The 14,408-nt window shown below is 44.1% G+C and carries 14 protein-coding genes; 10 read left to right on the top strand and 4 right to left on the bottom strand.

Annotated elements, in window-relative coordinates; all coding sequences use genetic code 11:
- The first annotated feature begins 36 nt into the window (after positions 1-36).
- The 3 genes from DPF93_RS15480 to DPF93_RS15470 all read left to right on the top strand — a co-directional run bounded on the left by DPF93_RS15480 (position 37) and on the right by DPF93_RS15470 (position 3,197).
- Positions 37-891, top strand: coding sequence for an SIS domain-containing protein (locus DPF93_RS15480; RefSeq protein ID WP_114767026.1), 855 nt, complete (start codon positions 37-39; stop codon positions 889-891).
- 160 nt (positions 892-1,051) lie between these two features.
- Positions 1,052-1,834, top strand: a complete 783-nt coding sequence (locus DPF93_RS15475; RefSeq protein ID WP_114767025.1) for a family 16 glycosylhydrolase — start codon at positions 1,052-1,054, stop codon at positions 1,832-1,834.
- A gap of 79 nt (positions 1,835-1,913) precedes the next feature.
- Positions 1,914-3,197: a glycosyltransferase gene (locus DPF93_RS15470; protein WP_114767024.1), complete on the top strand. Its 1,284-nt coding sequence runs from the start codon at positions 1,914-1,916 to the stop codon at positions 3,195-3,197.
- A 69-nt stretch (positions 3,198-3,266) separates the two neighbouring features.
- Here the strand turns inward: DPF93_RS15470 and DPF93_RS15465 are convergent, their stop codons facing one another.
- The 4 genes from DPF93_RS15465 to DPF93_RS15450 all read right to left on the bottom strand — a co-directional run bounded on the left by DPF93_RS15465 (position 3,267) and on the right by DPF93_RS15450 (position 7,260).
- Positions 3,267-3,446 carry a hypothetical protein gene (locus DPF93_RS15465; protein WP_114767023.1) on the bottom strand — a complete coding sequence of 60 codons (180 nt, stop codon included), beginning with the start codon at positions 3,444-3,446 and terminating at the stop codon, positions 3,267-3,269.
- Between the two features lie 50 nt (positions 3,447-3,496).
- Positions 3,497-5,110 carry a response regulator gene (locus DPF93_RS15460; RefSeq protein ID WP_114767022.1) on the bottom strand — a complete coding sequence of 538 codons (1,614 nt, stop codon included), beginning with the start codon at positions 5,108-5,110 and terminating at the stop codon, positions 3,497-3,499.
- A gap of 192 nt (positions 5,111-5,302) precedes the next feature.
- On the bottom strand, positions 5,303-6,196 hold the full coding sequence (locus DPF93_RS15455) for a cation diffusion facilitator family transporter (protein ID WP_114767021.1): 894 nt from the start codon (positions 6,194-6,196) through the stop codon (positions 5,303-5,305).
- Between the two features lie 185 nt (positions 6,197-6,381).
- Positions 6,382-7,260 carry a LysR family transcriptional regulator gene (locus tag DPF93_RS15450; RefSeq protein WP_114767020.1) on the bottom strand — a complete coding sequence of 293 codons (879 nt, stop codon included), beginning with the start codon at positions 7,258-7,260 and terminating at the stop codon, positions 6,382-6,384.
- Between the two features lie 208 nt (positions 7,261-7,468).
- Here DPF93_RS15450 and DPF93_RS15445 point away from each other — a divergent pair, with 208 nt between their 5' ends.
- The 7 genes from DPF93_RS15445 (at position 7,469) to nirD (ending at position 14,304) form a co-directional block, all read left to right on the top strand.
- Positions 7,469-8,050: a class I SAM-dependent DNA methyltransferase gene (locus DPF93_RS15445; protein ID WP_114767019.1), complete on the top strand. Its 582-nt coding sequence runs from the start codon at positions 7,469-7,471 to the stop codon at positions 8,048-8,050.
- Between the two features lie 231 nt (positions 8,051-8,281).
- A complete protein-coding gene (gene phhA / locus DPF93_RS15440) occupies positions 8,282-9,088 on the top strand; it encodes a phenylalanine 4-monooxygenase (RefSeq protein WP_114767018.1) in 807 nt (268 codons plus the stop codon).
- Entirely contained in the window at positions 9,082-9,414 is a 333-nt protein-coding gene (locus tag DPF93_RS15435; protein WP_114767017.1) for a 4a-hydroxytetrahydrobiopterin dehydratase, read from the top strand. Before phhA ends, DPF93_RS15435 begins: the two co-directional genes overlap by 7 nt.
- Positions 9,415-9,521: 107 nt before the next feature.
- Entirely contained in the window at positions 9,522-10,187 is a 666-nt protein-coding gene (locus DPF93_RS15430; RefSeq protein ID WP_244204737.1) for a flagellar basal body-associated FliL family protein, read from the top strand.
- 130 nt (positions 10,188-10,317) lie between these two features.
- Positions 10,318-10,998 (top strand): pyrimidine 5'-nucleotidase, encoded by a 681-nt coding sequence (gene yjjG / locus DPF93_RS15425; protein ID WP_114767015.1) that lies wholly within the window; start codon positions 10,318-10,320, stop codon positions 10,996-10,998.
- A gap of 409 nt (positions 10,999-11,407) precedes the next feature.
- Complete coding sequence (nirB, locus tag DPF93_RS15420; RefSeq protein ID WP_114767014.1) at positions 11,408-13,969, top strand: nitrite reductase large subunit NirB; 2,562 nt, start codon at positions 11,408-11,410, stop codon at positions 13,967-13,969.
- An 11-nt stretch (positions 13,970-13,980) separates the two neighbouring features.
- Entirely contained in the window at positions 13,981-14,304 is a 324-nt protein-coding gene (nirD, locus tag DPF93_RS15415; RefSeq protein WP_114767013.1) for a nitrite reductase small subunit NirD, read from the top strand.
- Positions 14,305-14,408 lie beyond the last annotated feature (104 nt).

Here is a 14,408-nt window from a genome sequence, read left to right as displayed (position 1 = left end):
GCTCCGAAAGGAGCCATTTTTTATTCAGAGAGACGTATGAATTTTAGTACTAACCAAGTCTATCCTCGAATCAGAATGACTATGCCTTCTTTAACCAAAACGGAAAAGAAGATTGCTGAGTTCTTTTTGACGCCAAGGACGATGCGCAAAGATGTCACCATTAATTCTGTCGCTGAGCAACTCGATGTTTCCACCTCTTTGATTGTTAAATTGGCGAAGAAACTCGGCTACGATGGTTTTAAAGAACTGAAAGCAGAGCTGCTATTAGTCGAGAGCGAGAAGCAGTATCTGCCTGACCAAAAGCTCAATAAAGACGATGACTGCGCGCAGATCGTGCAAAAAGTACTAAACAATTCTTTAAACGCACTGCAGGAAGTGCTCTCTTTCTCTAATGTACCTAAAATTGAGAAAGCGGCAAAAATGGTGGTCAATGCGCGTAAATTGAGTCTATTTGCGGTGGGTGGCACCTCTGTGATTGCAGAAGACTTTCACCATAAGTTATTGCGTATCGGCATCCATTCCTATGTACCCAAGGATTATCACATGATGATCATGACGGGCAGTTTGATGTCAGAGGAGGATGTGGTTTTAGTGATCTCTCACTCCGGTCAAACCATTGATCTTATTGATGCTGTAGAAGAGGCGAAAAAGTCAGGAGCTTCGGTGATAGCTATTACCAATAACTACAATTCCAAACTTACTTCCCTTGCGGATTGCGCTATTTTTGCCCCTGCATCACCTGAGCCAATTTTGGGTAAAAATGGCACGGCAAGGCTAGTTAAAATCGCGCTGGTGGACTGTTTGTTTGCAACTGTCGCTAACCTGTGTCCAGATATGACCAAAATTTCGATCGATAAAACGGGCGCTGCCACTAGCCGCCTACACAAATGATCTTTCTATCTTGTTAGAGAAGGCACTTTAATCCACCTTCACTTGTCATTTTAAGCGTGGGTGGATTGTGCACATATGGCAATTTTGCATTACGCTTAAAGCTCAATATATCGACTATTCGGGCTTTAAATTGAATCATCTACCTTTCTGCGCAGCTTGCATGGCTTGCGCCAGTTTTGCACCGAGTACCTGCGCCGAAGTGTTTGAAGATGAGTTGAGTCATCTTGACACCAACCGCTGGCAAGTTGCTGATGGTTGGGAAAATGGCTATCCGTTTTTTAGTCGCTGGGAAGCTAAAGCGGTGGATTTCGATAAACGCGGAATGAGCATCGAGCTAGCACCTGACAGCGTGCTTAATGAGCAAAACCAACGAACCTTCTTCTCCGGTGAAATTCGCAGTCATCAGTTTTACTCCTATGGCTGCTACCAAGTTGAGATGAAACCAATTAAAGCACCGGGAGTTATCACTTCGTTTTTCTTATTTGCAGGGCCTTATGACAAACCTAATGACGGCACTGGCAAACATAATGAAATTGATATTGAGTTTTTAGGCTCAAACACCAATATGGTACAGCTCAATTTTTGGACTGATGACGATGACTATTCCAACACCCATGAAACGCTGATTTTCCTCGATTTTGATGCTTCTCAGCAGTTTCATCGCTACGCTATCTATTGGGGTAAAGACTATTTGGAGTGGTTTATTGATGATAAATCGGTGCTTAAGGTGCGCAACAACCGCTACGATCCTATCCCCAATGCTCAGCACTCTAAATTGCGAGTGATGGCCAATGTCTGGGCTGCAGATCATGGGGTAGCGAATTGGGCTGGGAAATTCAATGTCGATAATAGAACGCGTTATACTGCTCGTTATCGCAACTTCGCCTTTGTTCCAGATGTAACTTGCCAAGAGTCTTTCCAAACCAATTTCACGAATAAATAGGATAAAATTTGTAGTCAACAGATTGCATACTAAGCTTAGATTAGAACGAAATATAACAATGTCAGTCTAGGGGATATCTATGCAATCATCGACTTCGCTTGCGATGAATTTGCTGCGCAAAGCAAATTCTGATTTTGACCTCACCAATCAGACACATCAAACCCAGTTGCTTACTCTTGCAGACGAACTGCTAGCACTGGAGAATCTATCAATCCAACATTTAAGAGAGCTCTCTAAGCAGCACAATGCTCCGTTGGAATTTCAGCTCGCTACTACCTTGGTTGAATCCAGAAGAAAGCTCTTGTCGATCACCAAACCTATTATAGTCGGTATTGTCTTTGCGATGTGGGGTGAACATCACCGTCTATTGGAAAAGTCGTCCGCCAATCCCAATGGAGAGGATTCATTACGTACTAAGATACGTCAATTAGAGTGGGTCTGTGCGCAGTCGCTCGTTCAATGGCAACTGATTTGTGTTGATGATGGTTGCCCACATGATAGTGCACACATAGCAAAAAGAATTGCCAATCAGCAATCTCGTTCGGTTTGTGATTGTGTGGATGTCTTGCAGCTCTCGGCTGCGATACCCACTAAAACTGGACCGCTGAAAGGCTTGGATCATGTTGATGATTCTCGCAAGGGGGGATCTATCATCTTGGGTTGTGAGCAAGCTTTGGCAGCCGGTGCCGATGCGGTTATTTATACCGATGCAGATAACTCAGTCCATCTTGGGCAAATTGGTTTACTTCTTGAGCCATTTGCAGAGCAGGGCAAGCAAGTTGTTTTGGGTAATAGAAAACACCCAGATTCAATTCTCGTTAAACAGGAAGAGCGCTGGGGGGTTGGTATTAAGACATTGCGTCATATGCAGCGCATGATAGGCGCACAGATCTTTGAACAAGGGATCAAAGATACCCAAGCGGCGTTTAAGCTTTATGGTCGTGAAGTACTGGAAAAGATCTTACGAAAGCCGACAGTGTATGATTTCTCCTTTGATACGGATTGGATTTTCGCTGCGATGGAAATCAATCAGCCGATCACAACCACACCATTTGCCTTTATTGATTCGGCTGCTGAGTCCGCATCGATTGTGCAAGGTCCCATGACAACCTGGTATGTATTGCTTGATGGTTTAGTCAAAGCAGCTAAGGCTCGTGAAGTTGAGTACAGTGTGGAAATGGCGGACGTGTTTGTGAGTGAAATCGACTCACACAAAGATCTTGAGCTAATTATTGATGTGTTACCCCCTGAACTGGCAGCGGCAACGGACAAAGACCTTGGTAATCCGAACGTGATGTCACCTCAAGCAGTACGTCATTGGATAATGAGTGCTAAGGCGTTAAGGGCACAAGAGGCTTTATGAGACTAGCTTAAAGAAGTGCTGTGCCGTTTACCAAACAAAAACGCCATTCATCGAATGGCGTTCTTACATCTATTTTTGCCAATTTTGTACCGCAGTTGAGTAGATAAGATCTAGCTCTTCTTGGGTAATGATTTGGCGAATATCTTGCTCTCTCTGGGGTTTACTCAGATAAGCAATCAGCTGTTTTCTTTCATCAGCTGATAAGGAATCCACCATATTGTACATAGTGTTTAGATCTTCATTATTCATACATTTCCCCCTAGCACTAGGTCATTGTACGAATAAGTTAGATTGAATGATTACACTCCTTTTTGGTCCCTTGCAGCAAGTGAAAACGCAACGGGTGGAGTGGCGGCATAGCCATGTTGTTTACCTGTTGTTAGCCAATTTCGCCAATTGGGCGGCAGTTCAAGCACACTGAGCTCAGATACGATGGAAGCAATTTTATCGCTATCTAGCGCCTTATCTCTTTGTCCGTAAAGGTGGATTAAGGCAATTTTAGCTTCGCTCGAATAAGGGTAGTGCTTAAGGTAACTTTGACTATCTTTCGCGATCGTCTGAGTTTCCCCCAATAGGTTTGACTGTTTTAAAGGGTTAAAGCTCTCCATATGTGAAGTTTGGAGATTCTTTATCCCTCTCGCTTTGAGAACATTCACTATTGTGGTGTGAATTTGTTGTTCTCCAAATAAGGCTAACGCGGGTAAGTATTCCACCAAGAGTACTGGTGGACATTCAAATAACTCATCGTAAAAGTGCGATAATGATTGCATTAGTTTTTGATGAGCCAACTGATCGTTATTTTCGTGAATTAGCACGTGGCAGTGAGCAAGAAGCAGTACTGCCTGCAATTGATGGAGTCTTTTCGGCGTTAATTTTCTACTCGCAAAGCGAACAAACTTGTTTGCGTGATACATCAACTCGGTTTTCGCCGGTGTACTCTCTGTTAAGGTGTAAATTGAGTGCAAGCAATGGAAGTGAGTAATAACGGTTCTTAGCCAGTTCACATCTGCCAAAGACATGTGCTGAGCGTAGGTGAGTCCCACTTTGAGCAATGATGCCCGTTTGCCTGCTTGTAAGTTCCATTGGCTTGCTTTTGCTGCTCGCTCGCCAATACTGGGTGTTAATTCGAAAGCCTTGGTTGCCCAAAGTGCTGCTTGCTCAAAATGATGACTTTCAGCATAGATATCAGCGATAACATCCATGACGCGGATTGATAGTGGATTTTCGGTGAGAAAGCTGTGCAGTTCCTCTAGTGCATGACTGGTTTGGTTTTCACGATGCAGCAGTCCGGCAATTGCGCACATCTTTGAGGCGTGGCAAGGCGTTGAAGACATGGTGATATAAACGTCCAAAAATTCCCACTGGTTATTCGCCATAAGGTGTTCAAGTAAATATGCTTCTAAGCTGACACTAAAACCAGAACGATTAATTATCTCAAACATGGTGGCAGGGGAAAGCGACTTGTCTTGCTGCAGCGCTTCGGTTATTTGTGCGAGTTTTTGGGTTTCTCTATGGATGGTATGCAGTTTTTCAGCGAGGGATGCGTTGCTTAGTGGTTTAGTAATAAAGTGGCGAACTTTTCCTGACAGTGCGGTCAACACGGTTTCTTGACGCGCATCGCCGGAAATCATGAGTACGCCAGTCGAGTTACCGATCAACCTGTTACGATAAAGTAACATGGCGAGTTCATAGCCAGTTAAATGTTGCTCAAGATGATAATCAAGGATTAAAACGTCAAAGTGATGGGTTTCCATCGCCGTAATAGCTTCTTGATAGCGCTCTACCGTATGGATGTCATCGTGTTGTACCCCAAGGCTCACTAGCTGTTGCTTAATTAACAACAAAGCCGTACTGGAGTCATCGACAACCAGTACGCGCAGAGTTTTTAGAAAGCTAGTATTAATTTTTCTCAAATGTACCTCCGGTACCCGGTAATGCTAAGCAGATCCATGCCTTTAACCTAGATATTAGACTACTAGTTTCATAATGACCACAAGCACAGAATGATAACCCGAATCTACGGGTTAATAGCACTGCAATCAATGACCTTAATGGCATAAAAAAGGGCTCGCATCAGCAAGCCCTTTAATGTGTGACGCAGATTACTAGATAGCGACGTTCATCGTTAATTGTAAGTCGAGTTTCAGTGATGAAAGCTTGTGCTTAAGTAGGCGTCGAGCTTTTTCTACTTCGGCTAAATCAAGTTGTTTTGCATCGCTATGGATATCAATGTTCACCCACAACTCTTGACCTACTTTGGTAACACCATTTAACTCAATTTCTTGTTCGAAGTGTTTACGAACAGCTTCAACCTCATGGTCCACACGTTCTTGGATCTTGCGGTCAGGCTTCATCATCAGTAGTTCGCGCGCTGCTTGAATAATCATCTCTGCAGGCACTTTGATGAAATAGAATGACATCAGAATCATCATCATTGGGTCAGCATAAATGCTGTAGTGAGCCCATGGTGTCAGTGTTAGTGCATAAGCTGCACAGAAACCCAAAGTTACGGCAACACTTAGCAGGGTATCCATTTGCCATTGTTTGCTTTCTGCCTGAATCAAACCAGAAGAAAAACGCTTCGATTTGTTGTGGATGTACCACCAACCGTAACCACAACCTATAACGTTAACTAAACCAAAAAGAGAGGCAATTGACGTATCCACTTCGCGACCGCCAGTAAACATTGCGCTGACCGCTGAATACAGAGAGTAGAGAACGATACTTAAGATCACCGCACCTTTAACAGCAATAACCACAGGTTCAATCACCGCTTTACCAAATTGAAACTGACCTTGTGAAGGGCGACTGATATAACGAGATGCTGCAAGCGACAATAATGTTAACAGCAGGCTGACCAGCGAGTAGACGCCATCAAAAACAATAACCAGTGAGCCCATCCAGACGCCAACCGCAAGTCCGCCGATCGCAAACCCTGAAGCTAGAAGGGCTGAGAAAGATAGAATTCGCTTTTCGTTTAAGCTAGTTTGGGCACACATGATTGAAAATCTCCTTAGAATTGACTCTATTCTTGTGAGTTCTAAGGTTTTTTACAAACCAGATCTTCAATATGAGCATGACTAGAAAATGAGTTTTCTATTTATGTTCAATCAAAACAAAGGCTTAATTAAATATTCCGCTGTCATTATTTTTGGCGCTGAGTGACTTTTGTCCAATCGGCTTATCAGAAATCAAACAGGTATTCATTGAGTTGCTCGGCTAGCCAAGTCATAGCGGGGTGCTCCTTCATGCCAGAAGGTGTGAACATACAGTAATCTTCTTGGGTTAAACCGTAGGTATGTTTGATGACGGCTAATTCCTGCTTACGCAAGTGATGACGAATTAAGGGCTCGGGTAACACACCCCATGCGTCTTCGGTTAAGATTGAGTTGAGCATGTAGTCAAAGCTCGAAAAACCAATATGTCTTAAGGATAGAGGCTTCAGTTCAGGGTTGTCTTTCTCATTGAGATAGACCATGGCAGCTTGCAAAGCATTACGTAAGTCGCCATCGGAGACTCGGCGCATTTTACTCAGTGGGTTGGCTGCGCCGCATACCGACATCATGCGGATTTTACCGAGAGGTTGATAAGTCACGTGAGGATCGTTGGTACGTTCGTAATCTACCCCGAAGGCGAAATCGACTTGACCAGTGACTACTAGGTTTGCCAAATCCCCAGAAGAGGCGAGTACGATGTTAAATGAGGTGGCAGGAAAATCACTGTTTAGCCGGTGAGCAAGATCTTGCCAAAGTTCGTCTGGCAGTGAGTCATCACGAGCGATCCACACTTCGGCACTAAACTCACCAGATACTTGTGCGCAAGTTTGGCGAATACGCGCTTCAGTAACCAGAAGATTCTGACTATCACGATAAATGGCTTTGCCTGCTTCCGATAGTGTCAACTGATTGCCGGAGCGAATAAACAGTGCAACCGACAATTCTTTCTCTAAAGCTTTAATCGACATGCTCAGTTTGGTACGGTTACAGTCGAGTTGGCGAGCAGCTTCAGATACCGATCCCGTATCAGCTACGGTACAGAAAGCTTCAATTTGCGACAAGTTCATAGAGATTTTCTGCGCTAGATAACATAGTTGTATGGTAATGTAATTAATCTTAAATGTCTGTTTTCACATAGCTATAGCTAGAATATAATGGACAGGTTATACCCAAGTCGCTTTTTAAATGACCGCTTAGGTTTTGCAATATGAATGTAAGGATACTTGGGTATAAATAACAGATTTTTGCTTTTTGAAGCAGTTTAGGGAGAGCACAATGGCGATCAATTGGGATGAACATGCTGAAACGTGGGATAAAGATCAAGCGACAGCGATCTTTGCAGAGGAAGCATATTCTTCACTAATTAAAACATTTAATATCAAAGGCAAGCATGTGCTTGATTTTGGTTGTGGAACAGGTTTGTTGAGCCAAAAAATGTCTCCTGTAGTGAAGGACATTGTGGCACTAGATTGCTCTGAGGCGATGATAGAGCAGTTGGATAATAAAGCACTGCCTAATGTAGAGGCTGTAGTGGACACGCTCACTCGCGGTTTAGCTGCGATGCACCCAGCATTTCGCAATCAGTTTGATCTCGTTGTCGCATCGTCAGTTTGTGGTTTTCTTGCAAATTATGCAGACACATCAGACATTATTTACTCACTGCTTGAAGAAGGCGGACATTTTATTCAATGGGACTGGCTCGCAACTGAGCCGGGTGAAGAGATGGCGATGCATCCAGACCATGTTGAACGCGTACTAAGTGGGGTTGGTTTTAAAGATGTCTCAACTTCCGTGCCGTTTGAAATTACAACCGAGCAAGGTGTATTTAAAGTGTTGATGGCGGTCGCGGTTAAGTAATCACTTATCTAGTAACCATTTTTACAGACAGGGCATTTTTATGCCCTGTTTTTTTACGCCTATTTATTACATATATCATTGTAATTGTTGATTAAAAATCACAATGTAAAGCATTTGTTACGCAATAGGTGGGGTGTAATTTAGCGAGATTTTTGTCTGTTGTTTCAACGCTCAATAAGCTTAAAGGAGTACAAGGAACAAAAAGTGCAGCAAGCGCACTAAGGAGGGAGATTGACACAATATGTATCAAACCCGGTCAATGAGCAAGGTTATGTCGCCTGGAGTGAAGAGGAAAATGCCATTTGGCATGACTTGGTCACTCGCCAGTTAAGCTTGGTACAAAAGCGGGCGTGCAAGGAATACTTGCGCGGCTTAGAACTATTGAATCTACCCCACGATCGTGTACCACAATTACCTGATATAAATAAGATTCTAAAACGAGAAACGGGCTGGCAAGTGGTACCTGTCCCCGCCTTGATAAGCTTTGATCGTTTCTTTGAATTGTTGGCAAACCGATGCTTTCCTGTCGCTACATTTCTAAGAACACGGGAAGAGTTTGATTATCTTCAAGAGCCGGATTTCTTCCATGAAATATTTGGTCACTGCGCGATGTTGACCAACCCTCAATTTGCCCACTTTACCCATGTATATGGTCAACTTGGTTATCAAGCTGATCCTAAGCAACGTGCGTTCTTAGCTCGGTTGTATTGGTTTACGGTCGAGTTTGGTTTGGTAAACCAAGATGATGAGCTGAAAATTTATGGTGGCGGTATTTTGTCTTCACCCGGTGAAACTCTCTATGCACTTGACTCGACAGTTCCGGTAAGAGCGGTCTTTGAGCTCAATACGGTGTTAAGAACGCCTTATCGCATTGACATTATGCAGCCAATTTATTTCAAGCTAGATGATATATCAGAGCTCTACCAATTGAGTCGACTAGACTTAGCATCAGAGGTAGAGCAGGCGATGCAAGCGGGTTTGTATCCGCCATTATTTTCTCCCAAAGAGCAACACAGTAAAGGAAGCGAATTATGTTGAACGAACTCAGATGTGAAGCCTGCACGCCAGAAGCGATGCCAGCAAGTTACGATGAACAGCAAGAGATGCTGGCGCAATTACAAGAGTGGCAAATCATCGAAAGAGACGGGATAGCGCAACTTGAAAAGCAGTTTAAGTTTAAGAATTTCCTCTCAGCTTGGTCATTTGCCAACAAAGTCGCCGAGCTTGCTGAAGAAGAGTTTCATCACCCGGCAATATTACTGGAGTGGGGTAAGGTGACAGTGACATGGTGGAGTCATTCGATTAAAGGCTTACACAAAAACGATTTCATCTGCGCTGCCAAATGCGACCTAATAGAGCCATAAACAACAAGAAAGTAAACTTGCTTCCAAGTTTCGCTTATTTACTAAAGAAATCGCTATCTTGCCGATAAAATAGTTTGAAAGCCTAATGCAATATCTTGGACGAGCGAATGAAAAAAATATTAATGGTCATCCTACTACTCGTTGGTATTGCGCTAGCGGGCGGCGGCTATTACATGTTTTATCTCAAACCTGAGCAAGATGCAGCCGCACGCGAGGCAGCAAATCAAGAGGCAATTACGCTTCCTCGACCCGCAGAGCCTGCTGCCCCAACGCCACCTCCGATGCCGGAGAAAACTGACTATTATGTTAGTCCGGAAAAGTTGGGCGTGCGTGAGCACCCAGATCGCAGCGCATTTATTGAGTCAATATTATACCGAGGTGATAAGGTTTACGTGCTGGAGAAGCGTGATGGCTGGGGGCGCATTTCCCCTTATTACGTCTACAATGAAGGCGAAGAGGAGGTAGCAGAATGGATCCCTATGGATCAGCTGCTCGAAGTGCCTCCGACAATTACCAAAGCGGAAAGAATTAAAACGATCAGTAGTTACATCGAAGGATCTGACGACTTTAAACAATATTTTGATGTGTTTATTGCCACCACCGATGACTTGATTAAAGAAGGCATCTGTTTACCTCCCGACTTTGAAGAGTTAAAAGGCTGGGTCAAATCAGTGAAGTACAGTGAAGATGTTTACTTCGTTTATTGCGGTGGTTTAAAGCAAGCCAATAAAATTTATCTTAACGTTAGTACCGGAAAGATTTTCTATAAATAGTCATCTAAAATAATGAAATTAAAGGGGTTTACATTGTAAATCCCTTTTTTGTTTTCCGCTGATTTTAACGCTATAATGCGCTCGCATTAAGTCCCTAAAGGGCGTTTCTCATAGATTTGTAGGTAAAGCGATGAAGTACGATTGGATTCTGTTTGACGCGGATGAAACCCTGTTTAAATTCGATGCATTTAAAGGTATGCAGTTAATGTTTGAACGCATGGGTGTTGAGTATACGCGTGATGATTTCGAGCAATACCAGAAAGTGAACCAGCCACTTTGGGTGGACTACCAAAACGGTACGATTACAGCAGCAGACATTAAGCATATTCGCTTCAAAGGCTATGCGGAGCAGTTGAATACCACGACTACCGCTCTAAACAGTGCTTTTCTTGATGCGATGGCAGATATTTGTAGCATGATCCCACAAGCTCGAGAATTACTAGAGGCACTAAAAGGTAAAGCCAAGTTAGGTATCATTACTAACGGCTTTACAGAGCTGCAAGAAGTACGTCTAGAGAAAATGGCATTGAGCGATATGTTCGAGCATGTGGTGATCTCAGAAGAAGTCGGTGTGGCGAAACCAGATGCCGGTATCTTTAGCTACGCGATGGAGCAGATGGGACAACCGGAGAAAAGCCGAGTGTTGATGGTGGGCGACAACTTACATTCAGACGTGTTAGGCGGTGTTAACTTTGGTATTGATACCTGTTGGTTAAATGCCACAGAACAACCACATTGCCAAGACATAACCCCGAGTTACACGGTAAAATGTTTGTCTGAGCTTAAGGCAATCTTATTGGCTACCGCTTAAATAATATCAATCAGCATAAGTCTTTGATCATTCTTGCTGATTAAAATCGCTGATAACGTTGTTGCAGATTTTGTAATTAGAATAACTAGTTAGCGGCAATCTGCGCCTAGTTCTAAGCGATTTTCCTTGCGCAATTTTCTGACCACTTACTTATCCTGATTGGTATAAACAAATATCTCCAAGGGCGCATTCTGCGCCTTTTTCATAATTGTTCTCTATGAATGGTAATTTAGATACCATTTATGAAATATAATTACCAAATAATTTCCAAAACATCACTGCGATACCCCTAAAGTGGTACTTATACCCCTTTTGGGTAGTTTAAATTGGTAATTGATTTACATCATGTATTAATTTTTCTTCATAAATGAAAATCTTGACCAGATACCAAATAAAACTGGAAAAGATTATGAGCAAGCTCAAGCTAGTGGTCGTCGGTAATGGCATGGTGGGACATCGCTTTATCGAAGATCTCGTTGAGAAAACAGACATCTCAAACTTTGAGGTAACGGTTTTCTGTGAGGAACCTCGTGTCGCTTATGACCGTGTTCACCTTTCTTCTTACTTCTCTCATCACACCGCTCAAGAGCTCTCACTTGTGAAAGAGGGCTTCTACGAGAAACACGGTATTCAAGTGTTACTCGGTGAGCGAGCGATTAACATTAATCGCCAGAATCGCATCGTTTACTCTTCATCAGGTCGAGAAATTCAATACGACAAGCTTGTGCTTGCCACTGGTTCATACCCGTTTGTTCCGCCAATCAAAGGTAATGAAAGCAAAGATTGTTTTGTTTACCGTACCATCGAAGATCTTAAAGCCATTGAAGCAACGGCGAAAAAGAGCAAATCAGGTGTTGTGATTGGTGGTGGTCTGCTTGGCTTAGAAGCGGCGGGTGCATTGAAAGCCTTGGGCATGGAAACGCATGTTGTTGAGTTCGCGCCAAAACTGATGGCTGAGCAGCTTGATCAAGCAGGTGGTAACCAGCTGCGTCAAAAGATTGAGCGCATGGGCGTTAACGTTCACACCAGTAAGAACACACTGGAGATCACCGCAGATGGCAAAGCTGCACGTAATGTGATGCGTTTTGCTGACGGCACTGAGCTTGAGACGGACTTTATCGTCTTCTCGGCAGGTATTCGTCCGCAAGATAAGCTTGCTCGTCAGATGGAGCTAGAAATCGCGCCTCGTGGCGGTATTGCGATTAACGATCACTGTCAAACATCTGATCAAGATATCTATGCTATCGGTGAATGTGCGTCTTGGAACGGCATGTTTTACGGTTTAGTTGCACCGGGCTATAAGATGGCAACGGTTGCGGTTGACCATGTTCTAGGCAACAGCGACAGCACTTTTGAAGGTGCGGACATGTCTGCCAAGCTAAAATTGCTGGGTGTAAAAGTCGGCTCAATTGGTGATGCGAATGGTCGTACGCCAGGTTGTAAGAGCTACGTCTACCAAAACGAAGAGCAAGAAGTCTACAAACGACTTATCGTTTCTGAAGACAACAAGAAATTGCTTGGCGCGGTTATGGTTGGCGATACCGCTGACTATGGTGACTTGCTGCAACTGATGCTCAATGAAATTGACCTGCCTGAGCATCCAGATGCGTTAATTCTCCCTGCACATGCTGGCGCAGAGAAGCCTGCCCTTGGCGCAGATGCACTGCCAGAAAGTGCGGTCATTTGTTCATGTTTCGATGTGACCAAAGGCAAAATCGCTCAAGCCGTTGCAGATGGCAATCATACGCTTGCTGATATTAAAGCGGTGACTGGTGCAGGTACCGGTTGCGGTGGTTGTATTCCTCTAGTGACGTCAGTGCTTAATGCCGAACTTGCTAAATCGGGCATTGAAGTGAAGAACGATGTGTGTGAACACTTTGCTTACTCTCGCCAAGAGCTGTTCCATCTGATTCGTATTGAAGAGATCAAAACCTTTGAAGAGCTATTAGAGAAGTACGGTAAAGGTTACGGTTGTGAGGTCTGTAAGCCACTAGCAGGCTCAATCCTTGCCTCTTGCTGGGGTGAGCACATCCTTAAGCCGCAATTGGTTAAACTGCACGACACCAACGATAACTTCCTTGGCAATATCCAAAAAGACGGCACTTACTCTGTTATTCCTCGTATGGCGGGTGGCGAAGTGACGCCGCAAGCGTTGGGCGTACTCGCAAAAGTTGCCGAAGAATACAGCTTATACACCAAAGTGACGGGCGCGCAGCGTATCGGTCTGTTTGGCGCGCAAAAAGATGATCTACCAGAAATTTGGCGCAAGCTGATTGAAGCCGGCTTTGAAACGGGTCAAGCGTATGCCAAAGCGTTACGTATGGCGAAAACCTGTGTAGGTTCAACTTGGTGTCGTTACGGCGTGCAAGACTCTGTTGGCTTAGGCTCATTTATTGAGAATCGCTACAAAGGCATTCGTACACCGCACAAGATGAAGTTTGGTGTATCGGGTTGTACTCGTGAGTGTGCCGAAGCGCAAGGAAAAGACCTTGGCATCATTGCAACTGATGCAGGTTGGAATATGTACGTATGTGGTAACGGCGGTATGAAACCACGCCATGCCGACTTGCTAGCAAGTGACTTAGATAAAGAAACGCTTATCAAGTATATCGACCGTTTCATGATGTTCTATATCCGCACGGCCGCGCCACTACAGCGCACTTCGGTATGGATGGAAAACATGGAAGGTGGTGTTGATTACCTACGCGAAGTGATTGTTAACGACAAACTAGGCATCAATGACCAGCTTGAAGCTGATGTAGCGAAATTGGTGGATGAGTTCGAGTGTGAGTGGACTGCGACCATCAATGATCCATCGCAACTGACTCGCTTCGCTCATTTCATTAACTCAGATAAGCGTGACGATAACGTAATGTTCGTCGCAGAGCGCGAGCAGCACCGTCCAGCCACCTTCACGGAAAAACACCCGGAAGCGAAAGGCGACATCCTTCACGTAGCAGTTGCAGATTAAGGTAGGTCACTATGTCATTTGAAAAAATCTGTCACATCAGCGATATCGTTCCAGGAACGGGCGTGTGTGCACTAGTGGAAGGTCAGCAAGTTGCGGTCTTTCGTCCAACTGAAGCGGAAGAAGTGTTTGCCATTAGTAACACTGACCCGTTCTTCCAATCAAATGTGTTGTCACGTGGATTGATTTGTCAGCACCAAGGTGAACTTTGGGTTGCAAGTCCGCTTAAGAAGCAACGTTTCAACCTAGTAACGGGGCAATGCATGGAAGATGAGCGCTTTAGTGTCAAAGCCTATCAAGCTCGCGTGACTGGCGGTGAAGTGGAAATTGCAGCCTAGCCAATTCCGGTAACAAAGATTCAATAGCTTAAAGGCTTCCTATCCTTGGCGGGGGACACAGGACGAGAGTAGGGAGCCTTTCACTATTCAATTTTAATTTAACT

Origin of the sequence: Vibrio rhodolitus (genome assembly GCF_003350325.1) — a bacterium.
Classification (GTDB): domain Bacteria; phylum Pseudomonadota; class Gammaproteobacteria; order Enterobacterales; family Vibrionaceae; genus Vibrio; species Vibrio rhodolitus.
The sequence above is the reverse complement of the archived record's forward strand: the minus strand, read 5'-3'. Positions and strand labels throughout refer to the sequence as shown.

What these genes read in the sequence shown, in the direction of transcription:
- DPF93_RS15470 (WP_114767024.1), top strand. Translation starts at nt 1,914, where the DNA reads ATGCAATCATCGACTTCGCTTGCGATGAATTTGCTGCGCAAAGCAAAT.
- DPF93_RS15475 (WP_114767025.1), top strand. Translation starts at nt 1,052, where the DNA reads ATGGCTTGCGCCAGTTTTGCACCGAGTACCTGCGCCGAAGTGTTTGAA.
- DPF93_RS15465 (WP_114767023.1), bottom strand. Translation starts at nt 3,446, where the DNA reads ATGAATAATGAAGATCTAAACACTATGTACAATATGGTGGATTCCTTA.
- DPF93_RS15480 (WP_114767026.1), top strand. Translation starts at nt 37, where the DNA reads ATGAATTTTAGTACTAACCAAGTCTATCCTCGAATCAGAATGACTATG.
- DPF93_RS15430 (WP_244204737.1), top strand. Translation starts at nt 9,522, where the DNA reads ATGAAAAAAATATTAATGGTCATCCTACTACTCGTTGGTATTGCGCTA.
- nirB (WP_114767014.1), top strand. Translation starts at nt 11,408, where the DNA reads ATGAGCAAGCTCAAGCTAGTGGTCGTCGGTAATGGCATGGTGGGACAT.
- nirD (WP_114767013.1), top strand. Translation starts at nt 13,981, where the DNA reads ATGTCATTTGAAAAAATCTGTCACATCAGCGATATCGTTCCAGGAACG.
- DPF93_RS15450 (WP_114767020.1), bottom strand. Translation starts at nt 7,260, where the DNA reads ATGAACTTGTCGCAAATTGAAGCTTTCTGTACCGTAGCTGATACGGGA.
- DPF93_RS15455 (WP_114767021.1), bottom strand. Translation starts at nt 6,196, where the DNA reads ATGTGTGCCCAAACTAGCTTAAACGAAAAGCGAATTCTATCTTTCTCA.
- yjjG (WP_114767015.1), top strand. Translation starts at nt 10,318, where the DNA reads ATGAAGTACGATTGGATTCTGTTTGACGCGGATGAAACCCTGTTTAAA.
- DPF93_RS15445 (WP_114767019.1), top strand. Translation starts at nt 7,469, where the DNA reads ATGGCGATCAATTGGGATGAACATGCTGAAACGTGGGATAAAGATCAA.
- DPF93_RS15435 (WP_114767017.1), top strand. Translation starts at nt 9,082, where the DNA reads ATGTTGAACGAACTCAGATGTGAAGCCTGCACGCCAGAAGCGATGCCA.